We start from the raw sequence: 16,148 nt of genomic DNA on the forward strand, positions 1-16,148 counted from the left end.
GTAACTGGAAGGCAACTCGTTTGTCCGCAATTTTTGGCAATTTAAAAAGGGGGCTAAAGCCGATTACTATCAGCTTTAGCACCCCTTTTTAAATCAACCTTATTCAACCGTTTGCATATTTTTATGCCAAATCGTCGGTACCAACCACAAGATCAACCCTAAGTTCAGCAATAATAAGACCGCCGTCATGATGAAGACCGCGTTATAGTCAAACCAACCGGCGACGATCCCACCAAGTAACGCCCCCAGCATGTTTCCAATCGCTTGAAACGATTGATTATAACTAAAGACCGTTGACGTTAAATGGGCCGGCGTGTTTTTCGTTAAGACGGTTTGGATTTCCGGGTACAGCGCCCCGTCAGAAATACCGATTGCGAACCGTAACAGTCCTAACACGATAACACTCGAGATCAACCCCTGAGGGAAGTACATAATGACGGCAAAAATATAGCCAAACACGAGCACCCGCCCAGAACCGTGGTTGTCGCCGTAGCGGCCCAGCCGTGGTGCGGCGATAATGTTAGAAATTCCTGGTAACGCGGCAATGATCCCCGCGACCACCGTAATCGGGCCCCGATAATTCATCAACTCCCGCACGTACAAGCTAATAATCGGCGCGATTGAGGCGTTCCCAAACTGAACGATTGCCGTCGAACATAACATCACAATAATTAAAGTGGGGTTCTTGAAGGCCGCTAACGGGTTCCGACTAGCCCCCGGTTCACGGTGGTGTTCCACCGGCTTAAAGTGTTCTTCCACGAAAAACAGGCTCAGTAAGAAAGCCACGAATAACAAGCCGGCGGTAATAAAGAACGTGTTTCGGATTGAAAAAACTTGGGCGAGGAAGCCACCGACTACCGGGCCAAAGAGTTGACCGCTGACCGCCCCAGTAATCAGGGTGCTCAGCGCCCGGCCACTGTACTTTCGCGGCGTTTGCGAGGCAACCAGCGCCTGCGCGTTCGAAATAAAGCCAGCAAAGACCCCCTGAATGGCTCGGAGTGCGACTAATTGCCAAACACTCGTCACAAAGCCCATTAAGCCCATGGCGATGCCCATGCCTAAAGAAGCGCGCAGTAACATAATTTTGCGGCCCTTACGATCGGCAAGGATTCCCCAGAGTGGTGCGGAGATGGCAGAAATTGCGTAATCCGCCGCGAAGGCTAACCCACTATAAAAAGTGACCTGCGCCTTCGTAAAATCACCTAGCTGGCTAACAAACAGGGACAAAAACGGCATAATTTCACTAAACGCCATTCCCGCAACGAAGGTACAGAACCACAGGACGTTTAAGTTTCGGCGCCACGGTCCCCGGGCGCGTTCTGCGTCATCCACATACTCATCTCCGCTTCTAAAAATGATTCCTTTATTTAAAAAGTATTCTCCATTCGTTAGCTTATCATATTTTAGCGCAAAAAAGCGGGGGACCCGCCGGTTATTTCCCGGGAAATAACTCAGTTGGGTCGACTATAAAGTCGTAAATCAGCTCACATATTTCCCGGGAAATACGTGTTAAACCACACCATTCGTTGCCACGATTTGACGGTACCAGGCCACACTGCGCGCGATGTTAGCTTGAAAATCAGCGTTATCCGGCACCTGGTCCGTCAGCTCGGCCGGTAAGTGATTTAAGCCGTCCCACGGCAAGTAGCTCAAAACGTCGACGCCTTCATCCACGGCCGCCCGCACAGCCGCGATGTGCGCCTTTAAGTAGGCAATTCTGGCTAACGGCGTCTGCTTCAATAACCGGTTAGCCGCCACCCCGTTTTCCGTCACCATCAACGGCACCCCGTAACGGCCGTACACGGCGTTTAAGTAAATTTGTAAGCCTAGTGGATCATTATGTTCGTCCGCCGTACGTTGTGCTTCACGACCACTTAATTCAGACGTCAGCTGCATGTGTAGACCGTCATAACTGATCATCATAAAGTCCACCCGTCCGGCCCGTAACGTTTGGGCGTCTTCGGGGGCCGTGTGAATGTGTAACTGGTGGCGCTCAAAATAGTGGTCAGCAAAGTACGGATAGGCCCCACGTAACAGGACGTCACCACATAACCAGTTATTCAGCGCCGTCGCCCATTGGTGTTGGCGCACGTCTTCGGATTTAGCCGTCGCCACGTAATTCAGCCGGCCGGCTAACATGCCACCGACTTCATTGTCCGCATCGATTCGGTGGGCCAGCTGCGTGACCCGGGCACTCGCAACCAATTGATGGTGCAACGCCTGAAAACAGTCCTGCCGCTGGGTGGCCGTTTTGAGCGGATTAGCAATCGGTTGACCATCCTTTAACGGGAGCCCGACGCCCGGAAATTCTCCGGCTAGCATTACCAAGTTATTAATTTCGTTAAATGGAATCCAATAATGAACCAAGTCTTTAAAAGTCAAAAACAGCGTCCGGCAATAGTGGACGTAACTATCAATCACTTGCCGGTGTAACCAACCGCCGTAAGCCTGCATCAGGTGTTCTGGAACCCGGTAATCCGCCAACGTCACGATTGGCTCGACTCCCGCAGCCTGGCACTGTTCAAATATTTGCCGGTAATAATTCAATCCCGCCTGATTCGGCGTTTCGTCGTCCCCGTTCGGAAAGATCCGCTCCCACGCAATCGGGATGCGGTAGGTGTGGTAACCCATCTGTTGCAACTTTTTAATGGTCAGCGACCAATCAACGGTCACGGTCGTCGCAGTTGGGGCATCCATCAATTGAAGTTCGGCACCGCGCCAACCACGCGTCACCGGTTCAGTCACCAGACGCTGCGCAAAAGCCGCCTTAGATGCGTTGACGTTTGCCGCGCTCCCCGTCATCATACCGCCCCATAAAAAGCCCTTTGGAAATGTTTTATCCATTTAATTTCACCTTTTTCTATCCATCACGGATTATGTATGCGCTTACAAACAACTATACTGATTTTTCCAGCAGGGTGCAACCGCCAGCAAATAGAAATACGGCCTAAAAAAGGCCGCCCCAGGGAGACTCTCCCTAGAGGCGACCAATTAATCACTAAACCGTGACCCTGTAAATCCTACTGAATATCGATATGACCGGCATTAGTTGTTGGTGCGGTCTTTGGTAACGTGATCGTCAAAACGCCATCCGTTTGGGCCGCGCTGATTTTATCAACCGCGACGTTTGGCAGTGCGTATTGCCGCTGTAACGTGCCCGCGCGCCGTTCGTTCATCACAACGTTTTGATCCTTATCTTCATGGTCAACGAAACTCTGCTTCTGGACGCGGATTGACAGCACGTTATCACGATAGTCTAACTTAACGTCCTTCTTATCAATTCCCGGTACGTCAACCTTAACTTGGTACTGGTCATCGGTTTCACTAATATCGGTCTTCAAGGCCTGATCTAAACCTTCAAACGGTGCCCAAAACGATTGTGCCATCCGTTCAAACGGATCCAACATATCAAAGTTATTCCGATTCATCAATGCATTAGCCATACTAACAGACCCCTTTCAATGATGTTTTGGCTAGTTGTCCGGGTCAGTGGTCATCATTTCTTTGACCTTTCCTGACCTTCATCTACTATGTTATCAGCTTTAGCATAAGTTGCAAGAAATTAGCACTCTAAGTGTTAGAGTGCTAAATAATTCTTAATAATTTGTAAACACCCGCTTATTGGTGGCTGTTTACGATTAAACCTGTTATATTATAGGCAGTCAAAAAAGGTAGGTAATTTAACAAATGAAAATTAATCTTCACCGTTCCGCACATGATTGCGTCATCGCCGGCGTCATCGGCGGTATCGCTGAACATTTAGAATGGAATAGTAACGTTACCCGAATCCTATTTATCATCCTTGCACTGACCCCGTTTTTCCCGGGAATCATCGCTTATTTAGTTTTATGGTTATTAATGAAGGATCCGGTCAACGATTAACGTTTAACGAGCGTGCGATTGCTAAGACCGTACGCTCGTAATTTTTGTTACCGAAATGTTAACGTTTTGATGCCCACGCGACCTCACAATCGTATATAATTATTTTAATAGAGAACTCATTTTGAAGGGATGTGGCAAAATTGGCCTACTTAACGCGCAACAAGCGCCGTGATTTTACAGAACCCCATCGATAGAATAATAAAAATTTTTTAGGAGTGGATTGAATGATAAAAGATAACACCCATAGATTGACCCCCACAGAAGAAACGACCGAAGATCAGGTCCCACCCGATCCGGTCAAGCTGTGGCAGCTTGATGAATCAACTTTAGCGACTAAGTACCGGACGGATCCTGAAGCCGGGCTTAGTGCCGCTGAGGCTGCCGACCGTTTACAACACGATGGTCGAAACGAACTGGCCGTAAAACGGACCTCCAAATTCGTCCAATTCATCAAGCAGTTTAATAACAGTATTATTTATATTTTAGCGGCTGCCGCGGTTTTAACGTTCTTCATGCAGCGCTACTCGGACTCAATGGTTATTGGCTTAGTCATTATTGCGAACGCCATTATCGGTTACGTCCAAGAACGCCAAGCAGGCAACGCTTTGGAACGCATTCGTGAAATGTTGATTTCCAAGAACTTCGTTATCCGTGGTGGTCAAAAACTCGAAATCGACGCCCGTGACCTGGTCGTTGGTGACCTTGTGAACCTCGAAGCGGGGGACGCGGTTCCAGCCGACATGCGGTTAATTTCTGCCGATAACTTCAACGTTCAAGAATCCGTCTTGACGGGTGAAACCAACCCAGTTGAAAAGCAGGAAGAGCCAATGTCAGATGACCAACTCGCCCTAGCCGACCGCAAAAACATGGTCTACGCCTCAACCGCCGTTACGAGTGGTTCCGCTTTCGGGATTGTGACCGCCACCGCTGAAAATACTGAAATTGGTCATATCCAACAATCAGTTAGTGAAGTTAAACAAACGTCAACGCCGTTAATGCGTAACCTGAACTCGCTCGGGCTCTGGTTATCGGTTGCAATCGTCGTTGCCGCCGTCCTGCTATTCCTTTTAGGGATGGTCACGGACATCTACAGCTTACCAACCTTACTGATTGCCGTTATTACCATGGTCGTAGGGTCAATGCCTGAAGGGCTGCCCGCAAGTACGTCCGTCGTGCTCGCCATGGGAACTCGTCAAATGACGAAGAAGAACGTTATCGTTAAATCCCTTCCCGCCGTTGAAACGTTAGGGGCCGTGGATATCGTTAACACCGATAAAACCGGGACCTTAACGAAGAACGAAATGACCGTGACTAAGGTCGTCACCCCTGATCACCAATTTGACGTGACCGGCGTGGGTTACGACGCTGAAGGTGGCGTTAATTTCGACGGTGCCTTGAAATTAGCCGGTCAAACCGTTGATTGGCATAGTGATAAAAACATGGAGTGGCTCGTTAACATTGCTGGTCAAACGACCGATGCCGAGCTGCACTTTGAAAATAATAAGTGGGAACTGACCGGTGAACCAACCGACGGGGCGTTAACCACGCTTTATCGGAAAATGACGGGCCACGATCCGGAAGTCGCTGAAATCGACTCGTTACCGTTCGACTCCGCCTTCCGGTTCTCAGCCCGCCTAGCCGATTTAAACGGCCAACGGCTCTTAATGGTTAAGGGGTCCCCCGCTACCGTGCTACGGTTAACGAACCAGGCTGATCAGACCAGTTACTGGGATGACGCCATGGACGACCTGACCGCTGACGGCTTGCGGGTCGTCGCCTTGGCCTACCAAGTTGTTCCAGCAACCATGACCACCATCGATGCTAAGGCGATTTCCGGCTTAGAATTAGCCGGGTTAGTCGGTATCATCGACCCGCCGCGTGAAGAAGCTGCTAAGGCAATCGCCGCGTTACGGGCTGCCGACGTCCAAGTTAAAATGATTACCGGGGACCACCCGGATACGGCGATGGCGATTGCCAACAAGCTAATGGTCACGTCGTTTCCATGACCGGGGACGGGGTCAACGACGCCCCCGCCCTGAAGCAAGCCGACATTGGGGTTGCCATGGGGATCAAGGGGACCGAAGTTGCCAAGGAATCGGCTGACATGGTCCTCGCCGACGACGACTTTGCCGACATCGTCGCTGCCGTCCGTGAAGGTCGCCACGTCTTCGACAACATTCGCAAAACGATTCGGTTCTTACTGCCGACCAGTTTCGCCGAAGGCCTCGTCGTCATTATCAGTATCTTGATGGGCCACGAACTACCACTTTACCCGACCCAGTTACTCTGGATCAACATGGTTTCCGCGTTGACCATCCAGTTCGCGTTTATCTTCGAGCCGCCGGAAGCCGGTATCATGACCCGGGGACCGCGGGACGTCAAGCGTGGGATTTTGAACAAACTCGACTCGTTTGAAATCGTCTACGTGTCGTTACTGATTTCCGGACTCGGCATCTTTGCCTACGACTACCTGACCGCGATTGGCTTACCAAACGTGATTGGGAGTACGATGTCTTTAAACATCATCATCTTCGGGAAGATTTTTTACCTGTTTAACTTACGAAACGACCACCCGGTTATTTCGAAGTACTTCTTCCAAAACAAGATGGCGTTCTACATCATTGGAATCTTGATTCTGTTGCAACTCGGAATCATTTACCTACCATTTATGCAGGACGTGTTCCACACGACCAACATCAACTTCCTTTACGGTTGGGGAATTCCAATCGTATGCGGGATCATCGTGTTGATCGTGACCGAAATCGGAAAATTCATTCGGTTCCGCTTTACGCGGGCTGAGGCGCTGAACTAATTGAGGCGTAAAAGTTCCTGGCAATCGCCGGGAACTTTTTTTGTTGTTCAAGTGAAATCGCTCCGTAAGAAACCGCTATCAATCAATAGTTAAAACCAATTAATTATTGGCGCCAATCCGTGCTACGATAAGGTTAAGGGAACGATTCTATTTGGAAAAGAGTTGAGTAAAATGGCCAAATATAAAGCAGGGAGTTATAAAATCATTGCGGACGGCTATATGCACGACTTACCCGTCAAGTTTACCTTCTCTGACGACGAAATCACCGGAATTGAAATCAAACCGGGCACTAAACTGCATGGTCTAGAAAAACAGGCACTTCCAAAGGTGATTCACCGGATTTTAACCGAACAGACGCCCGACATCGACGCCGTTACCGGCGCAACCGTTAGTACCGATGGCATGGTCGACGCCTTGACTGACGTGATCGACGGCATGCCGGAAACCGTAAGTAAATATTAATTCAACCTATGATACACGCAGCGCCCACCGTTAAACCTTGAAACGGTGAGCGTTTTTTGATATTTTTCACCACAAAAAACGACCGTTAGTCGGATTGCTCCGGCTAACGGCCGTCTAGGTGCCTACACCCCAAATTTATCGATGATTGCATTTATTTTAGTTTGGTGGTCGGTATCGGTAACTTGGTAGGGTGGGATCTTAACGGGCCGTAATGCCTGGTTGACGGCCACAAAGACCATGATTCCCTCACCAATTTTAACTGGATCCCCCTGCGTAATGCCTTGGCTAAAGACTTCGGCTAAAAAGTTCATGGAATGCCGCCCCGTCTTTAGCAAGGTGATGCGAAACCAGATGTGGTCCTCCACGTGCGCAGGACGTTTAAATTCAAACTGATTGATGGCAACGGTCAGCACGCGTGAATGGCTATAGCGGTTCGCTAACACCCCAACGGTTGAGTCACAGTGCTTTAGTAACACCCCACCGTGCAAGATATTGAGATGATTCAGCATTCCTGGTGCCACGAAGAAGTCCCCCAAGTGCACCTGATAAAAATTAGCTTCCATAACCATTCACCCATCCTTTATTAGAATTAGCCTAAGCTTCCATCGTCACGCCCCAACCGGAATCGTGGCCCGGCCGGTCGTGCGTTAGGACCTGACCGTTGCTTTCAGCGGCCAACACCAGCTGACGTTTCTTGATTTTTCCGGAGCTTGTCCGCGGTAATTCGGTAACGATTTTAACCTTTTCCGGCCAGAACTTTTTGGCCACGCCGCGCGCATCCAAAAAGTTTTTAATCATCGTCAATGTCAGTGCCGTATCACTCGGCGTTGTAACAATGAACACACCGATAATTTGACCTAACCGGTTGTCCTTTAGCCCAACCGCCGCCGCATCCTTAATGTGCGGGTGCCGCAGTAGTTCTCGTTCAATTACGTAGGCTGAAATATTTTCGCCGCCACGAATAATGATGTCCTTACTCCGGCCATCGACCACTAGCGCCTGGTCGTGGTTCCAATGTCCGAGGTCCCCCGTCTTCAGCCAGCCGCTAGACGTTAACGTCTGCTTGGTCTTAACTGGATCGTGGTAATAGCCGCCAAAGACGACCGGCCCCTTGACATAAATCTGACCAACTTGACCAGTTGCCGTAATCTTACGGTGTTGGTCATCTAACAGTGCGACCTGCACGCCGTCGATCGGGTAACCTGCCGTCGTATGCTGATGCTTCATCTCGAAATAGGCTGGCGTGGTGCACAAAAATGGTGCGCATTCAGTGAGCCCATAAATGTTATACACGGGTAGTTGTACTTTCTTGGCACGGTCGATGAGCCCGTCACTTAACGGTGAGCCGCCCGAAACGATAAACCGCAAGTCGCTTGGTCGTTTGAACCAACCCAACACGTCGTAAATCACGGTTGGCACCGTGACCAGGTACGTACAGTGCTGCGTTAAAATCGCTTTCTTCAAACCTGCAACCGAGTAACGGCGCATCAAGACCATCGTACTGCCGGCCAGCATGGTTGATACTAAACCGTGATGAAACCCAATGGCGTGGTACATGCCGGACGGTAAGACCAGGACATCGTCCGCGGTAATGCCATAAATCCGATTGAATTGCAATTCACTGTAAAGTATATTCTGATCGGATAAAATGACGCCTTTGGAAAAGCTGGTCGTCCCGGACGTACACATGATGACCGCCGGGTGCTTGACGCTGGCCGCGATTCGCGGTCGTTGCCGGCGTTGCATAGCTTGTAATGGCACTTGACTAAGTCGAACCGTTTGCTGTTGATAGCCAACGGGGCAGTTAAGGCTTAACGAATTACGACCATCACTTTGGGTAATCATGAGGGTCGGTTGCATCCGATCAACCAATGCTTGTGCTTCGTCAGGGTCCAAGTGCGGGTTAAGCGGTAAAATTGTGATCCCCTGTTTGATACAAGCAAGCATCAATTGAATTGCCGTAATACTCGTTGCCATTTGAATCGCAACAACGTCACCATTTTTGACCCGTAACTGGTCTAAAAAGGTCACGGCCTGGTCGCTCAACTGATCCACTTCCCGATAAGTTAAACGTTGCCGGTCTTGAATTAAAAAGGTTTGATTTGGAGTTGTCATACACCGTTTACGCCAAACCGCGGCAATCGTCATTGGAAAGGCGTTTGGCAAGTGCAAACTATTCGAATTAGTCATGCAATTCAGTCCTCCCTTTAACTCGCTACGGGTGTCTTTAACTGACTTAAGAGTTGCTTAACAACGGTTTCGCCGTCACCCACGATCCCGTAATCCGCAAATTTAAAAATCGCGGCGTCCGGATCGGTATTAATGGCAATGACGTACTTCGACTGGTCCATACCGATAGTGTGTTGGAAAGCACCGGAAATGCCCACGGCGATGTAAACGTCAGGTACGACCGTCTTCCCGGTCATCCCAATCATGGTTTCCTTACCGACCCAGCCGGCGTCGACGGCGACCCGTGAGGCTCCGAGACTACCGTGTAACCGGTCGGCTAACTGTTGTAACAATTCGAAGCCCTCGGGACCTTGCATCCCCCGGCCACCAGCAACGACGACGTTGGCGTCTTCTAACTGGTCGACCGCGGTCGATAAGGCCTCGTAACTCACGTCAGCTGCCGTAGCAACCTTGGTAACGGCACGGTTCTTTACCACCGTCACCTGCTTGCCAGCTGCAACCTTATCGTTAACACCGGCAACGTCGACCGTTAGCAAGGCCGCTTCGTTAGCCTTCACCGTTAATTGTTGTAATAAGTTCCCGTTGTACACGCGCTTTTGAAGCTGCCAACCGTCATCGACGGCGCTAACGTCATTGATGTGCGTAATCAGCGGTTCGTGTAACTGGGCCGCCACTAACTTCGCAATGCTGGTCGTTCCAAAATCGTTACCAAATAGAACTGCGCTATGTGACTGACCGGTCAAAAACTCACTAATTGTCGCTGCGGTTTGAGCAACCTTCGCCTTTGAAAACTGCGCGTAGGTCAGCACATCAAGTTCATTGAGGCCCGCCTTTTCGTAGTCGGTCACGGCTGGTTCACTGGCAGGTGCCACCACAACGGCATTTAATGGTTGGTCATTAAACGCGTCCTGGGCAAAATGAATTAAGTTTAAATTTTTATCCGTAAAAGCTGGATCAGCTAATAGGACTAAGTAAATTGGTCGTTCTGTCATAATTTTTCACCACCCGTTAAATAATGCTCTGCTGTTGCAGAACTGCCATCATGTCCTTGATGGCTGCATCGCCATCATCATCGTAATTAACGATTTTAGCCGCCGGACGCTCCGGTTTCGGCACAAACCGTTGGGCAACTACGGCAGCGTTTAAATGCTGCCAAGTCGCATCGTCCATCAGCGTTAACTGGTCAACGGCCAAACTTTCAATCTTGGCCCGTTTAGCCGTCATCTTCGTCTTAAAGCTTGGAAGCCGCGGCTTATTGATCGTATCGGTTACCGAAATAACTGCCGGAGTGGCGGTCGAACCATTCAACTTACCGTGTTCCCACAGTAACTGGTAGTTTAGTTGGCCGTCAGCCGCAGTTAAGTCATTGACCCGGTCAAAGTACGGTAACTTCAGCGCGTTGGCGAGCCGCAGTCCGACACAGCCTTGCGCATCGTCCTTCGCCTGGTCACCCGTCAAAATGACGTCGTAATCCCCAAGTTGGGCCGCTGCTTCTGCCAAAATGACACCCAGGCCAACTTGATTGGACTGATCAGTCAATAAATCACTGGTAATCGCTACCGCCTTGGTAGCACCCATGGCTAAACCATCGCGCAACGTACTTTCGGTTGCTTTTGGATCACCGTAACTGGCAACGGTTACGCTGCCATCCGTTCCGGCAAGTTGTAAGCCGGCTTCAATCGCCAACTTATCCAGATAGTTAATTCCCACGTCGGCATCCGCATTTACTTGGCCCTGGGCATCTAATTGCGGATCCGCGTTTAATTTGCGAACACTTTTAATAAATACAAGCGATTTCATTACTATTCACCCCTAGTTGCGGTACTCCCGATCCAATTCGTGGGCAATCGTGACCCGCTGAATCTGGTTCGTGCCTTCAAAAATTTGGAAGACCTTGCAGTCCCGCATTAATTTTTCAACTGGAAATTCGCGTGAAACACCGTAACCACCAAAGATTTGAACGGCGTCCGACGTTACTTTTTGTACTTGGTCGGTAACGAACGCCTTGGTCATGGCCCCTTCTTTACGAACCAAGCTACCAGCGTCCATCATCTTCATGGTGTTGTTAACCATTAAGCGGGAGGCTTCAGTCGCCATCGCCATGTTGGCTAACATTTCCTGAACGGCTTCAAATTTAATGATCGGTTTGCCGAATTGTTGCCGCGCCTGCGCGTACTTAACGGCTTCGTCCAACGCCCGTTGCATAATCCCAACGGCTAAGGTCGCTACGAAGGCCCGTGATAAGTTCAAGCTATTTAAAGCAGCTTTCAGACCCGCACCTTCTTCACCGATCCGGTTTTTCGCTGGAACGCGAACGTGGTCAAAAGTAACGTTGGTCGTGTTCGACAACCGTAAGCCCATCTTATCTTCGTGCTTACCAGCCGTGATGCCACCGCGGGACTTTTCAACCATGAACGCACTCAGCCCCTTGTTGCCGTCATCGGAAGTCCGGAAAACCCCAACGAAGACGTCGGCTAAGCTCCCATTAGTAATGAAGGCTTTTTCGCCATTCAAGATATAATCATCACCATCACGGGTGGCCGTTGCTTGAACAGAACCCGCGTCAGTCCCGGCATCCGCTTCACTCAAAGCGAAGGCGGCAAAGGCACCGGGGGCAATGATGTCCGCGAAACGTTGGACTTGGTCGTCGTTACCGGCAATCATGACCGACCGTAACGCCACGAAGGTCGAAACCAGGGTAATGGCGTAGCCGGGGTCGTAACTGGCCAACTTTTCAAAAATCATTGCGGTTGTTTCGTAAGACAAGCCCGCGCCACCGTACTTTTCCGGGATTTCCAACATGTGGAGTCCCATGTCAAAGGCTGGCTTGAACAAGTCTTCCGGGCATTCACCCGCTTGGTCATATTTCTGAACATCCTTTGGGCTTAAATACTGATCCCCAAACTCTTTGACCATTTGTAAGAAATCTTTTTGTTCATCCGTATACTGTAATGCCATAACGCATTCTCCTCTCGTCTTATACCGGATCGCCGATGTGCCGAGTTTCGGCCGCCGCGCCTTCTTCGACTAACTTGGCAATCTTCTCGTCGGAATAACCCATTTCTTTCAAGACCGCACGGGTATCGGACCCCTGAGCACGGGAAATCTTTAATTCTGGGTTCCCCTGGGAGGTAAAGCGAACCGGGTTGGTTGGAATCATCCGTTCGTTACCGGACGGGAACTTCATCTTCCGTAATTCGTCGTTGTCCCAAGCTTCATCGTCCTTGTAAATTTCGGTTGGCACGTAGCAAGCTTCCAATGGTAAGTCGTTTTCCTTAAAGACGTCGACCCAGTGCTGTAGCGGTTGTTTCTTGAAGGCTTCGTCCAAAATCTTGATGAATTCCGTGTTCAAGTGTTTAGCATTGATTTGGTCGATATCGTTATAACGGTCATCATCCACTAAGTCTTTACGGCCAATCAGGGTCATTACCTTGTTATAGTCGCGGTTAAAGACGGGCACACACATCACGAACCAACGATTATCGCTGGTCTGGAAGCAGTCGTTGAACGGGTTGGCCACGTTCAGACGGCTCTTCGGGTAAGTGTTGCCATACTGTGCGGAAACCATCGCCACGTTTTGCATGAACAAAGCGGCGTGGTGCAAACTAACGGTGATCTTGTCACCTTCGCCAGTCCGTTGTTGCTTCAGTAAGGCGCCACAGATTCCGGCTGCCAAACACATTGAAACTTGGAAATCACCATAACCGTTAGCCGGGTTCATCGGGCTCTGACCCGCTTCAAGCGTCGTCCCTAGCACCCCACCACGGGACATGTAGGCGGTGGCATCAAAGCCGGCCGCGTCTTTTTGCGGGCCGTGTTCGCCGTAACCTAAGACCTGGGCAAAGATTAACTTCGGGAACTTTTTCTTTAACGTATCGTAGTCGATTCCTAACCGGGCCAAGGACTGGGTCCGAATGTTGGTCAAGAAGACGTTAGCGTCTTTCAACAGATCATCGAAAGCCTTTAAACCGTCTTCCTTCTTTAAGTTCAAAGTTACAAAGCGTTTGTTCAAGTTCGAAATATCAAAACCTAAATTTTCATCATCCGAGTAGTGCATGTTGAACACGGCACCCTGCGTCCGTTCAGCGTCACCCTTCGGTGGTTCCACTTTAATGACGTCGGCACCCCATTCACCTAAAACGCGGGCAACCGTTGGTGCGGCCAGGAACGTTGTCATGTCAACAATGCGAATACCTTCTAAAGTTTTACTCATGAAAACTTCCTCCTAAGTAAACATGCCGATAGCACGGCTTAACCTATACTATCGGCATGTTCTTTAAAATTTATTATTCAATAATGCCGTCGTTAGCAATCAGCTTCCGCGCTGCCGTAAGACGTTGAACTGAACGAGGGCCTTCTTCAAGCCACATTGCCCGGCAATCACGGTACATGCGTTCTACTGGGCCGTAAGGGTTGTCTTCAAAGTAGCCAATCCCACCGAAGATTTCGAGGCAGTAGTCTGAAACTAACTTAACCGTGTTGATACTGAACAACTTGCACATTGCGGCTTTTTCTTCAATGTCTTCGCCGCGATCATATTGTTCAGCTAAGTTGTGTAACATGGTGCGTAAAGCAAAGATTTCAGTCCCCATGTCAGCAATTTCTTGTTGAATAGCTTGACGCTTTGCTAATGGTTTACCAAAGGTTACCCGGTCCTTAGCGCGTGCAATGGCCATTTCAAGCATCCGTTGGCTCATCCCTAAGTTACTTGAAGCGATGTGGGCACGAGAAATTGAAAGTGATGAAATAGCAACGTGCAGTCCGTCGCCTTCTTTACCTAACAAGTACTTCTTGTTAACGCGCATGTTAGTGAACTTCAAGCCGGCATGACCAGCACCACGGCAGCCCATCATGTGAGGCATTGGGACGATTTCGTACCCTGGGGTGTCAACTGGAACGTAGAAAGCACTCAAACGCTTGTCACCTTCAGCATCCGGATCCGTTACGGCGATAACGTAAGCGGCGTCACTACAGTCAGTGTGTGAAATTAAAGTCTTTTCACCATTTAAGATGTAGTCGTCACCATCGCGAACGGCAGTCGTATGCAAGTCGGCACCGGTACCACCGGTTTCTTCAGTCAAGGCGAAGCAGGTGAAGATGGTCTTGTCTTGGAGTTTTGGCATGACTTCGGCCTTTAATTCTGGTTGACCGAATTCATCCATGATCCGCCAGTTCAAGTCAGCGGCGTAGTGTAAGTGCATCCGCATACCACCAGGACCACGTGAGAACATTTCTTGGACTTGGAAAATTTGGGAACAAGTTAAGCCAAAGCCACCGTACTTCAATGGTAAGGCGAAGCGGTATAAGTCGTTATCGATCGCTAATTTGAAGAATTCTTGTGGGAAGCGGTTCGTCACTTCAACTTCTTTTTGTAAGTAATCAAATTCGTTTTCAGCCAAGTGCTTTATTTGTTTGAGATAAAGTTGGAAATCTTCATCAGTCATCTTAGTACCAGGTTTTGTGTGAACTAACTTCTTAGTTGGTTCGTATGGACGTGTTTCTTCTGCAGTAGCCATTATTTAGCACTCTCCTCTTTTTGTTTTTTATTGGTTCCGATGCCGCGTGACATCAAAATCAAATCAATGACCAACCCAACAACCGCAACACCAATTGCGACCATGTAGGCTGGGTAATACGTAGCAACGCCGGCACCCTGGTTCGTGAAGATCGCAGCAATTTGCGGTCCGACCAACGCACCAATGGCGTAACCAAAGAACATCAAACCATAGTTGATTCCGGAATGGGTCGACCCGAACGTGTTACCCGTTAAAGTTGGGTAAACGACGAGCACGCCACCGAAAGAAGCTCCTAATAAAATTAGGAAAATGATGAAACCAACTAAATTAGTACTGAACCGCAAGCCGGCTAAGCCAACAATCGTTAAAACTAAGATGCCGGCCAAAGTCTTGGTTTGTCCCAGCTTATCGGTAAGTTTCCCGGTCAATAACCGGCCACCGAAATTGGCTAGGGTGTTGATCACGACCATGTCGGCCGCAACAACGGGTGTCATTTGCAGTTGTACTTGGGCAATCATTGAAAGGGAACCGATCAACATAATGCCGGCGGTACATGCAATTGAGAATAATAGTAGTAACAACCAGAACTTCCCCGTTTTCAGCATTTCTGTCGGGGTAAAGTCGTTGGCATCGGCCGCCGTAGCTGCCGGCGTGTCAACGTCGTGTTCGGTTGGCGTATCCATCATCCAGCCAACTGCCCAGCAAATCACTAAGTACGCTAATCCAATTGGAATAAATCCGTTCATTCCGTACTGGTCACATAAAATGGCACCGACCTTAGCTAAGACTAACGGTCCTAACGAAGCGGCCCCCAAAAGTAATCCGGAAATCGTCCCGCGCTTTTCGGGGAACCATTTCAATGCGGTTAGTAGTGCGGGGTTATACATAATGCCGTTACCGGCACCCGCCATTAAACCAACTGTGACGTAAAGAAAGAACAAATTATGAACGAAAGCGGTTAACAACCATCCCAGGCCAAAGATCAAACCACCAAAATACATCAGCTTCTTCGCACCGAATTTATCCATAATGTGACCCGATGCAACGCCGAAGCAAGCCATAAAGAATTGATAAAGCGTTAATGTTAATGCAACCTGTGATCCAGTGCCACCCGTTGCGTGTTGTAACGGAATAGCAAAGACTGAGAATGCGGACGATGCCGCACAGCAAAAGATGATTAAGAACGCTGCCGTAAAGACGTGAGAGCGGTGAATCACCCTGGTATTAGTTGTTTCCATCGTGAACCTCCTTTCCTTTGACGCTAAATGGTATCGCTTTCTTACAAG

The 16,148-nt window shown here is 49.4% G+C and carries 13 protein-coding genes and 1 pseudogene; 3 read left to right on the top strand and 11 right to left on the bottom strand.

The genetic code is table 11. The annotated features are described in order from the left end of the window. Positions 1-99: 99 nt before the first annotated feature. The 3 genes from FFM82_RS01665 to FFM82_RS01675 all read right to left on the bottom strand — a co-directional run bounded on the left by FFM82_RS01665 (position 100) and on the right by FFM82_RS01675 (position 3,443). Entirely contained in the window at positions 100-1,332 is a 1,233-nt protein-coding gene (locus tag FFM82_RS01665) for an MFS transporter (RefSeq protein WP_137644134.1), read from the bottom strand. Positions 1,333-1,509: 177 nt separating this feature from the next. Then, complete coding sequence (locus FFM82_RS01670; RefSeq protein WP_137644135.1) at positions 1,510-2,844, bottom strand: family 1 glycosylhydrolase; 1,335 nt, start codon at positions 2,842-2,844, stop codon at positions 1,510-1,512. A 176-nt stretch (positions 2,845-3,020) separates the two neighbouring features. Then, complete coding sequence (locus FFM82_RS01675) at positions 3,021-3,443, bottom strand: Hsp20/alpha crystallin family protein (protein ID WP_137644136.1); 423 nt, start codon at positions 3,441-3,443, stop codon at positions 3,021-3,023. Positions 3,444-3,687: 244 nt separating this feature from the next. On the opposite strand from FFM82_RS01675, the gene FFM82_RS01680 reads away from it, so the two are divergent. The 3 genes and pseudogenes from FFM82_RS01680 (at position 3,688) to FFM82_RS01690 (ending at position 7,156) form a co-directional block, all read left to right on the top strand. After that, the gene (locus FFM82_RS01680) at positions 3,688-3,882 is read left to right on the top strand and encodes a PspC domain-containing protein (protein WP_137644137.1); all 195 of its coding nucleotides are present in this window, start codon (positions 3,688-3,690) and stop codon (positions 3,880-3,882) included. Positions 3,883-4,106: 224 nt separating this feature from the next. Then, a pseudogene (locus tag FFM82_RS01685) lies at positions 4,107-6,694 on the top strand (HAD-IC family P-type ATPase). A gap of 171 nt (positions 6,695-6,865) precedes the next feature. Next, the gene (locus FFM82_RS01690) at positions 6,866-7,156 is read left to right on the top strand and encodes an FMN-binding protein (protein WP_137644138.1); all 291 of its coding nucleotides are present in this window, start codon (positions 6,866-6,868) and stop codon (positions 7,154-7,156) included. Between the two features lie 122 nt (positions 7,157-7,278). Here FFM82_RS01690 and FFM82_RS01695 read toward each other — a convergent pair whose 3' ends face one another. From FFM82_RS01695 to FFM82_RS01730, 8 genes are all read right to left on the bottom strand, one after another. Beyond that, positions 7,279-7,719, bottom strand: coding sequence for an acyl-CoA thioesterase (locus tag FFM82_RS01695; protein ID WP_170178172.1), 441 nt, complete (start codon positions 7,717-7,719; stop codon positions 7,279-7,281). A 31-nt stretch (positions 7,720-7,750) separates the two neighbouring features. Then, positions 7,751-9,346 (bottom strand): class I adenylate-forming enzyme family protein, encoded by a 1,596-nt coding sequence (locus FFM82_RS01700; RefSeq protein WP_137644140.1) that lies wholly within the window; start codon positions 9,344-9,346, stop codon positions 7,751-7,753. Between the two features lie 17 nt (positions 9,347-9,363). Further along, positions 9,364-10,338, bottom strand: a complete 975-nt coding sequence (locus tag FFM82_RS01705; RefSeq protein WP_137644141.1) for an electron transfer flavoprotein subunit alpha/FixB family protein — start codon at positions 10,336-10,338, stop codon at positions 9,364-9,366. A 16-nt stretch (positions 10,339-10,354) separates the two neighbouring features. Beyond that, entirely contained in the window at positions 10,355-11,146 is a 792-nt protein-coding gene (locus tag FFM82_RS01710) for an electron transfer flavoprotein subunit beta/FixA family protein (RefSeq protein WP_137644142.1), read from the bottom strand. Between the two features lie 12 nt (positions 11,147-11,158). Next, positions 11,159-12,304, bottom strand: coding sequence for an acyl-CoA dehydrogenase family protein (locus FFM82_RS01715; RefSeq protein ID WP_137644143.1), 1,146 nt, complete (start codon positions 12,302-12,304; stop codon positions 11,159-11,161). Positions 12,305-12,323: 19 nt separating this feature from the next. Then, the gene (locus FFM82_RS01720; RefSeq protein ID WP_137644144.1) at positions 12,324-13,559 is read right to left on the bottom strand and encodes a CaiB/BaiF CoA transferase family protein; all 1,236 of its coding nucleotides are present in this window, start codon (positions 13,557-13,559) and stop codon (positions 12,324-12,326) included. A gap of 73 nt (positions 13,560-13,632) precedes the next feature. Continuing rightward, positions 13,633-14,862 carry an acyl-CoA dehydrogenase family protein gene (locus FFM82_RS01725; RefSeq protein WP_137644145.1) on the bottom strand — a complete coding sequence of 410 codons (1,230 nt, stop codon included), beginning with the start codon at positions 14,860-14,862 and terminating at the stop codon, positions 13,633-13,635. Further along, positions 14,862-16,100: an OFA family MFS transporter gene (locus FFM82_RS01730; RefSeq protein ID WP_137644146.1), complete on the bottom strand. Its 1,239-nt coding sequence runs from the start codon at positions 16,098-16,100 to the stop codon at positions 14,862-14,864. Before FFM82_RS01730 ends, FFM82_RS01725 begins: the two co-directional genes overlap by 1 nt. Positions 16,101-16,148: the final 48 nt, after the last annotated feature.

It is taken from the genome of Lactiplantibacillus plajomi (genome assembly GCF_005405405.1).
Taxonomy (GTDB): domain Bacteria; phylum Bacillota; class Bacilli; order Lactobacillales; family Lactobacillaceae; genus Lactiplantibacillus; species Lactiplantibacillus plajomi.

What these genes read in the sequence shown, in the direction of transcription:
- FFM82_RS01695 (WP_170178172.1), bottom strand. Translation starts at nt 7,719, where the DNA reads ATGGAAGCTAATTTTTATCAGGTGCACTTGGGGGACTTCTTCGTGGCA.
- FFM82_RS01680 (WP_137644137.1), top strand. Translation starts at nt 3,688, where the DNA reads ATGAAAATTAATCTTCACCGTTCCGCACATGATTGCGTCATCGCCGGC.
- FFM82_RS01725 (WP_137644145.1), bottom strand. Translation starts at nt 14,862, where the DNA reads ATGGCTACTGCAGAAGAAACACGTCCATACGAACCAACTAAGAAGTTA.
- FFM82_RS01700 (WP_137644140.1), bottom strand. Translation starts at nt 9,346, where the DNA reads ATGACTAATTCGAATAGTTTGCACTTGCCAAACGCCTTTCCAATGACG.
- FFM82_RS01675 (WP_137644136.1), bottom strand. Translation starts at nt 3,443, where the DNA reads ATGGCTAATGCATTGATGAATCGGAATAACTTTGATATGTTGGATCCG.
- FFM82_RS01720 (WP_137644144.1), bottom strand. Translation starts at nt 13,559, where the DNA reads ATGAGTAAAACTTTAGAAGGTATTCGCATTGTTGACATGACAACGTTC.
- FFM82_RS01670 (WP_137644135.1), bottom strand. Translation starts at nt 2,844, where the DNA reads ATGGATAAAACATTTCCAAAGGGCTTTTTATGGGGCGGTATGATGACG.
- FFM82_RS01690 (WP_137644138.1), top strand. Translation starts at nt 6,866, where the DNA reads ATGGCCAAATATAAAGCAGGGAGTTATAAAATCATTGCGGACGGCTAT.
- FFM82_RS01710 (WP_137644142.1), bottom strand. Translation starts at nt 11,146, where the DNA reads ATGAAATCGCTTGTATTTATTAAAAGTGTTCGCAAATTAAACGCGGAT.
- FFM82_RS01730 (WP_137644146.1), bottom strand. Translation starts at nt 16,100, where the DNA reads ATGGAAACAACTAATACCAGGGTGATTCACCGCTCTCACGTCTTTACG.
- FFM82_RS01715 (WP_137644143.1), bottom strand. Translation starts at nt 12,304, where the DNA reads ATGGCATTACAGTATACGGATGAACAAAAAGATTTCTTACAAATGGTC.
- FFM82_RS01705 (WP_137644141.1), bottom strand. Translation starts at nt 10,338, where the DNA reads ATGACAGAACGACCAATTTACTTAGTCCTATTAGCTGATCCAGCTTTT.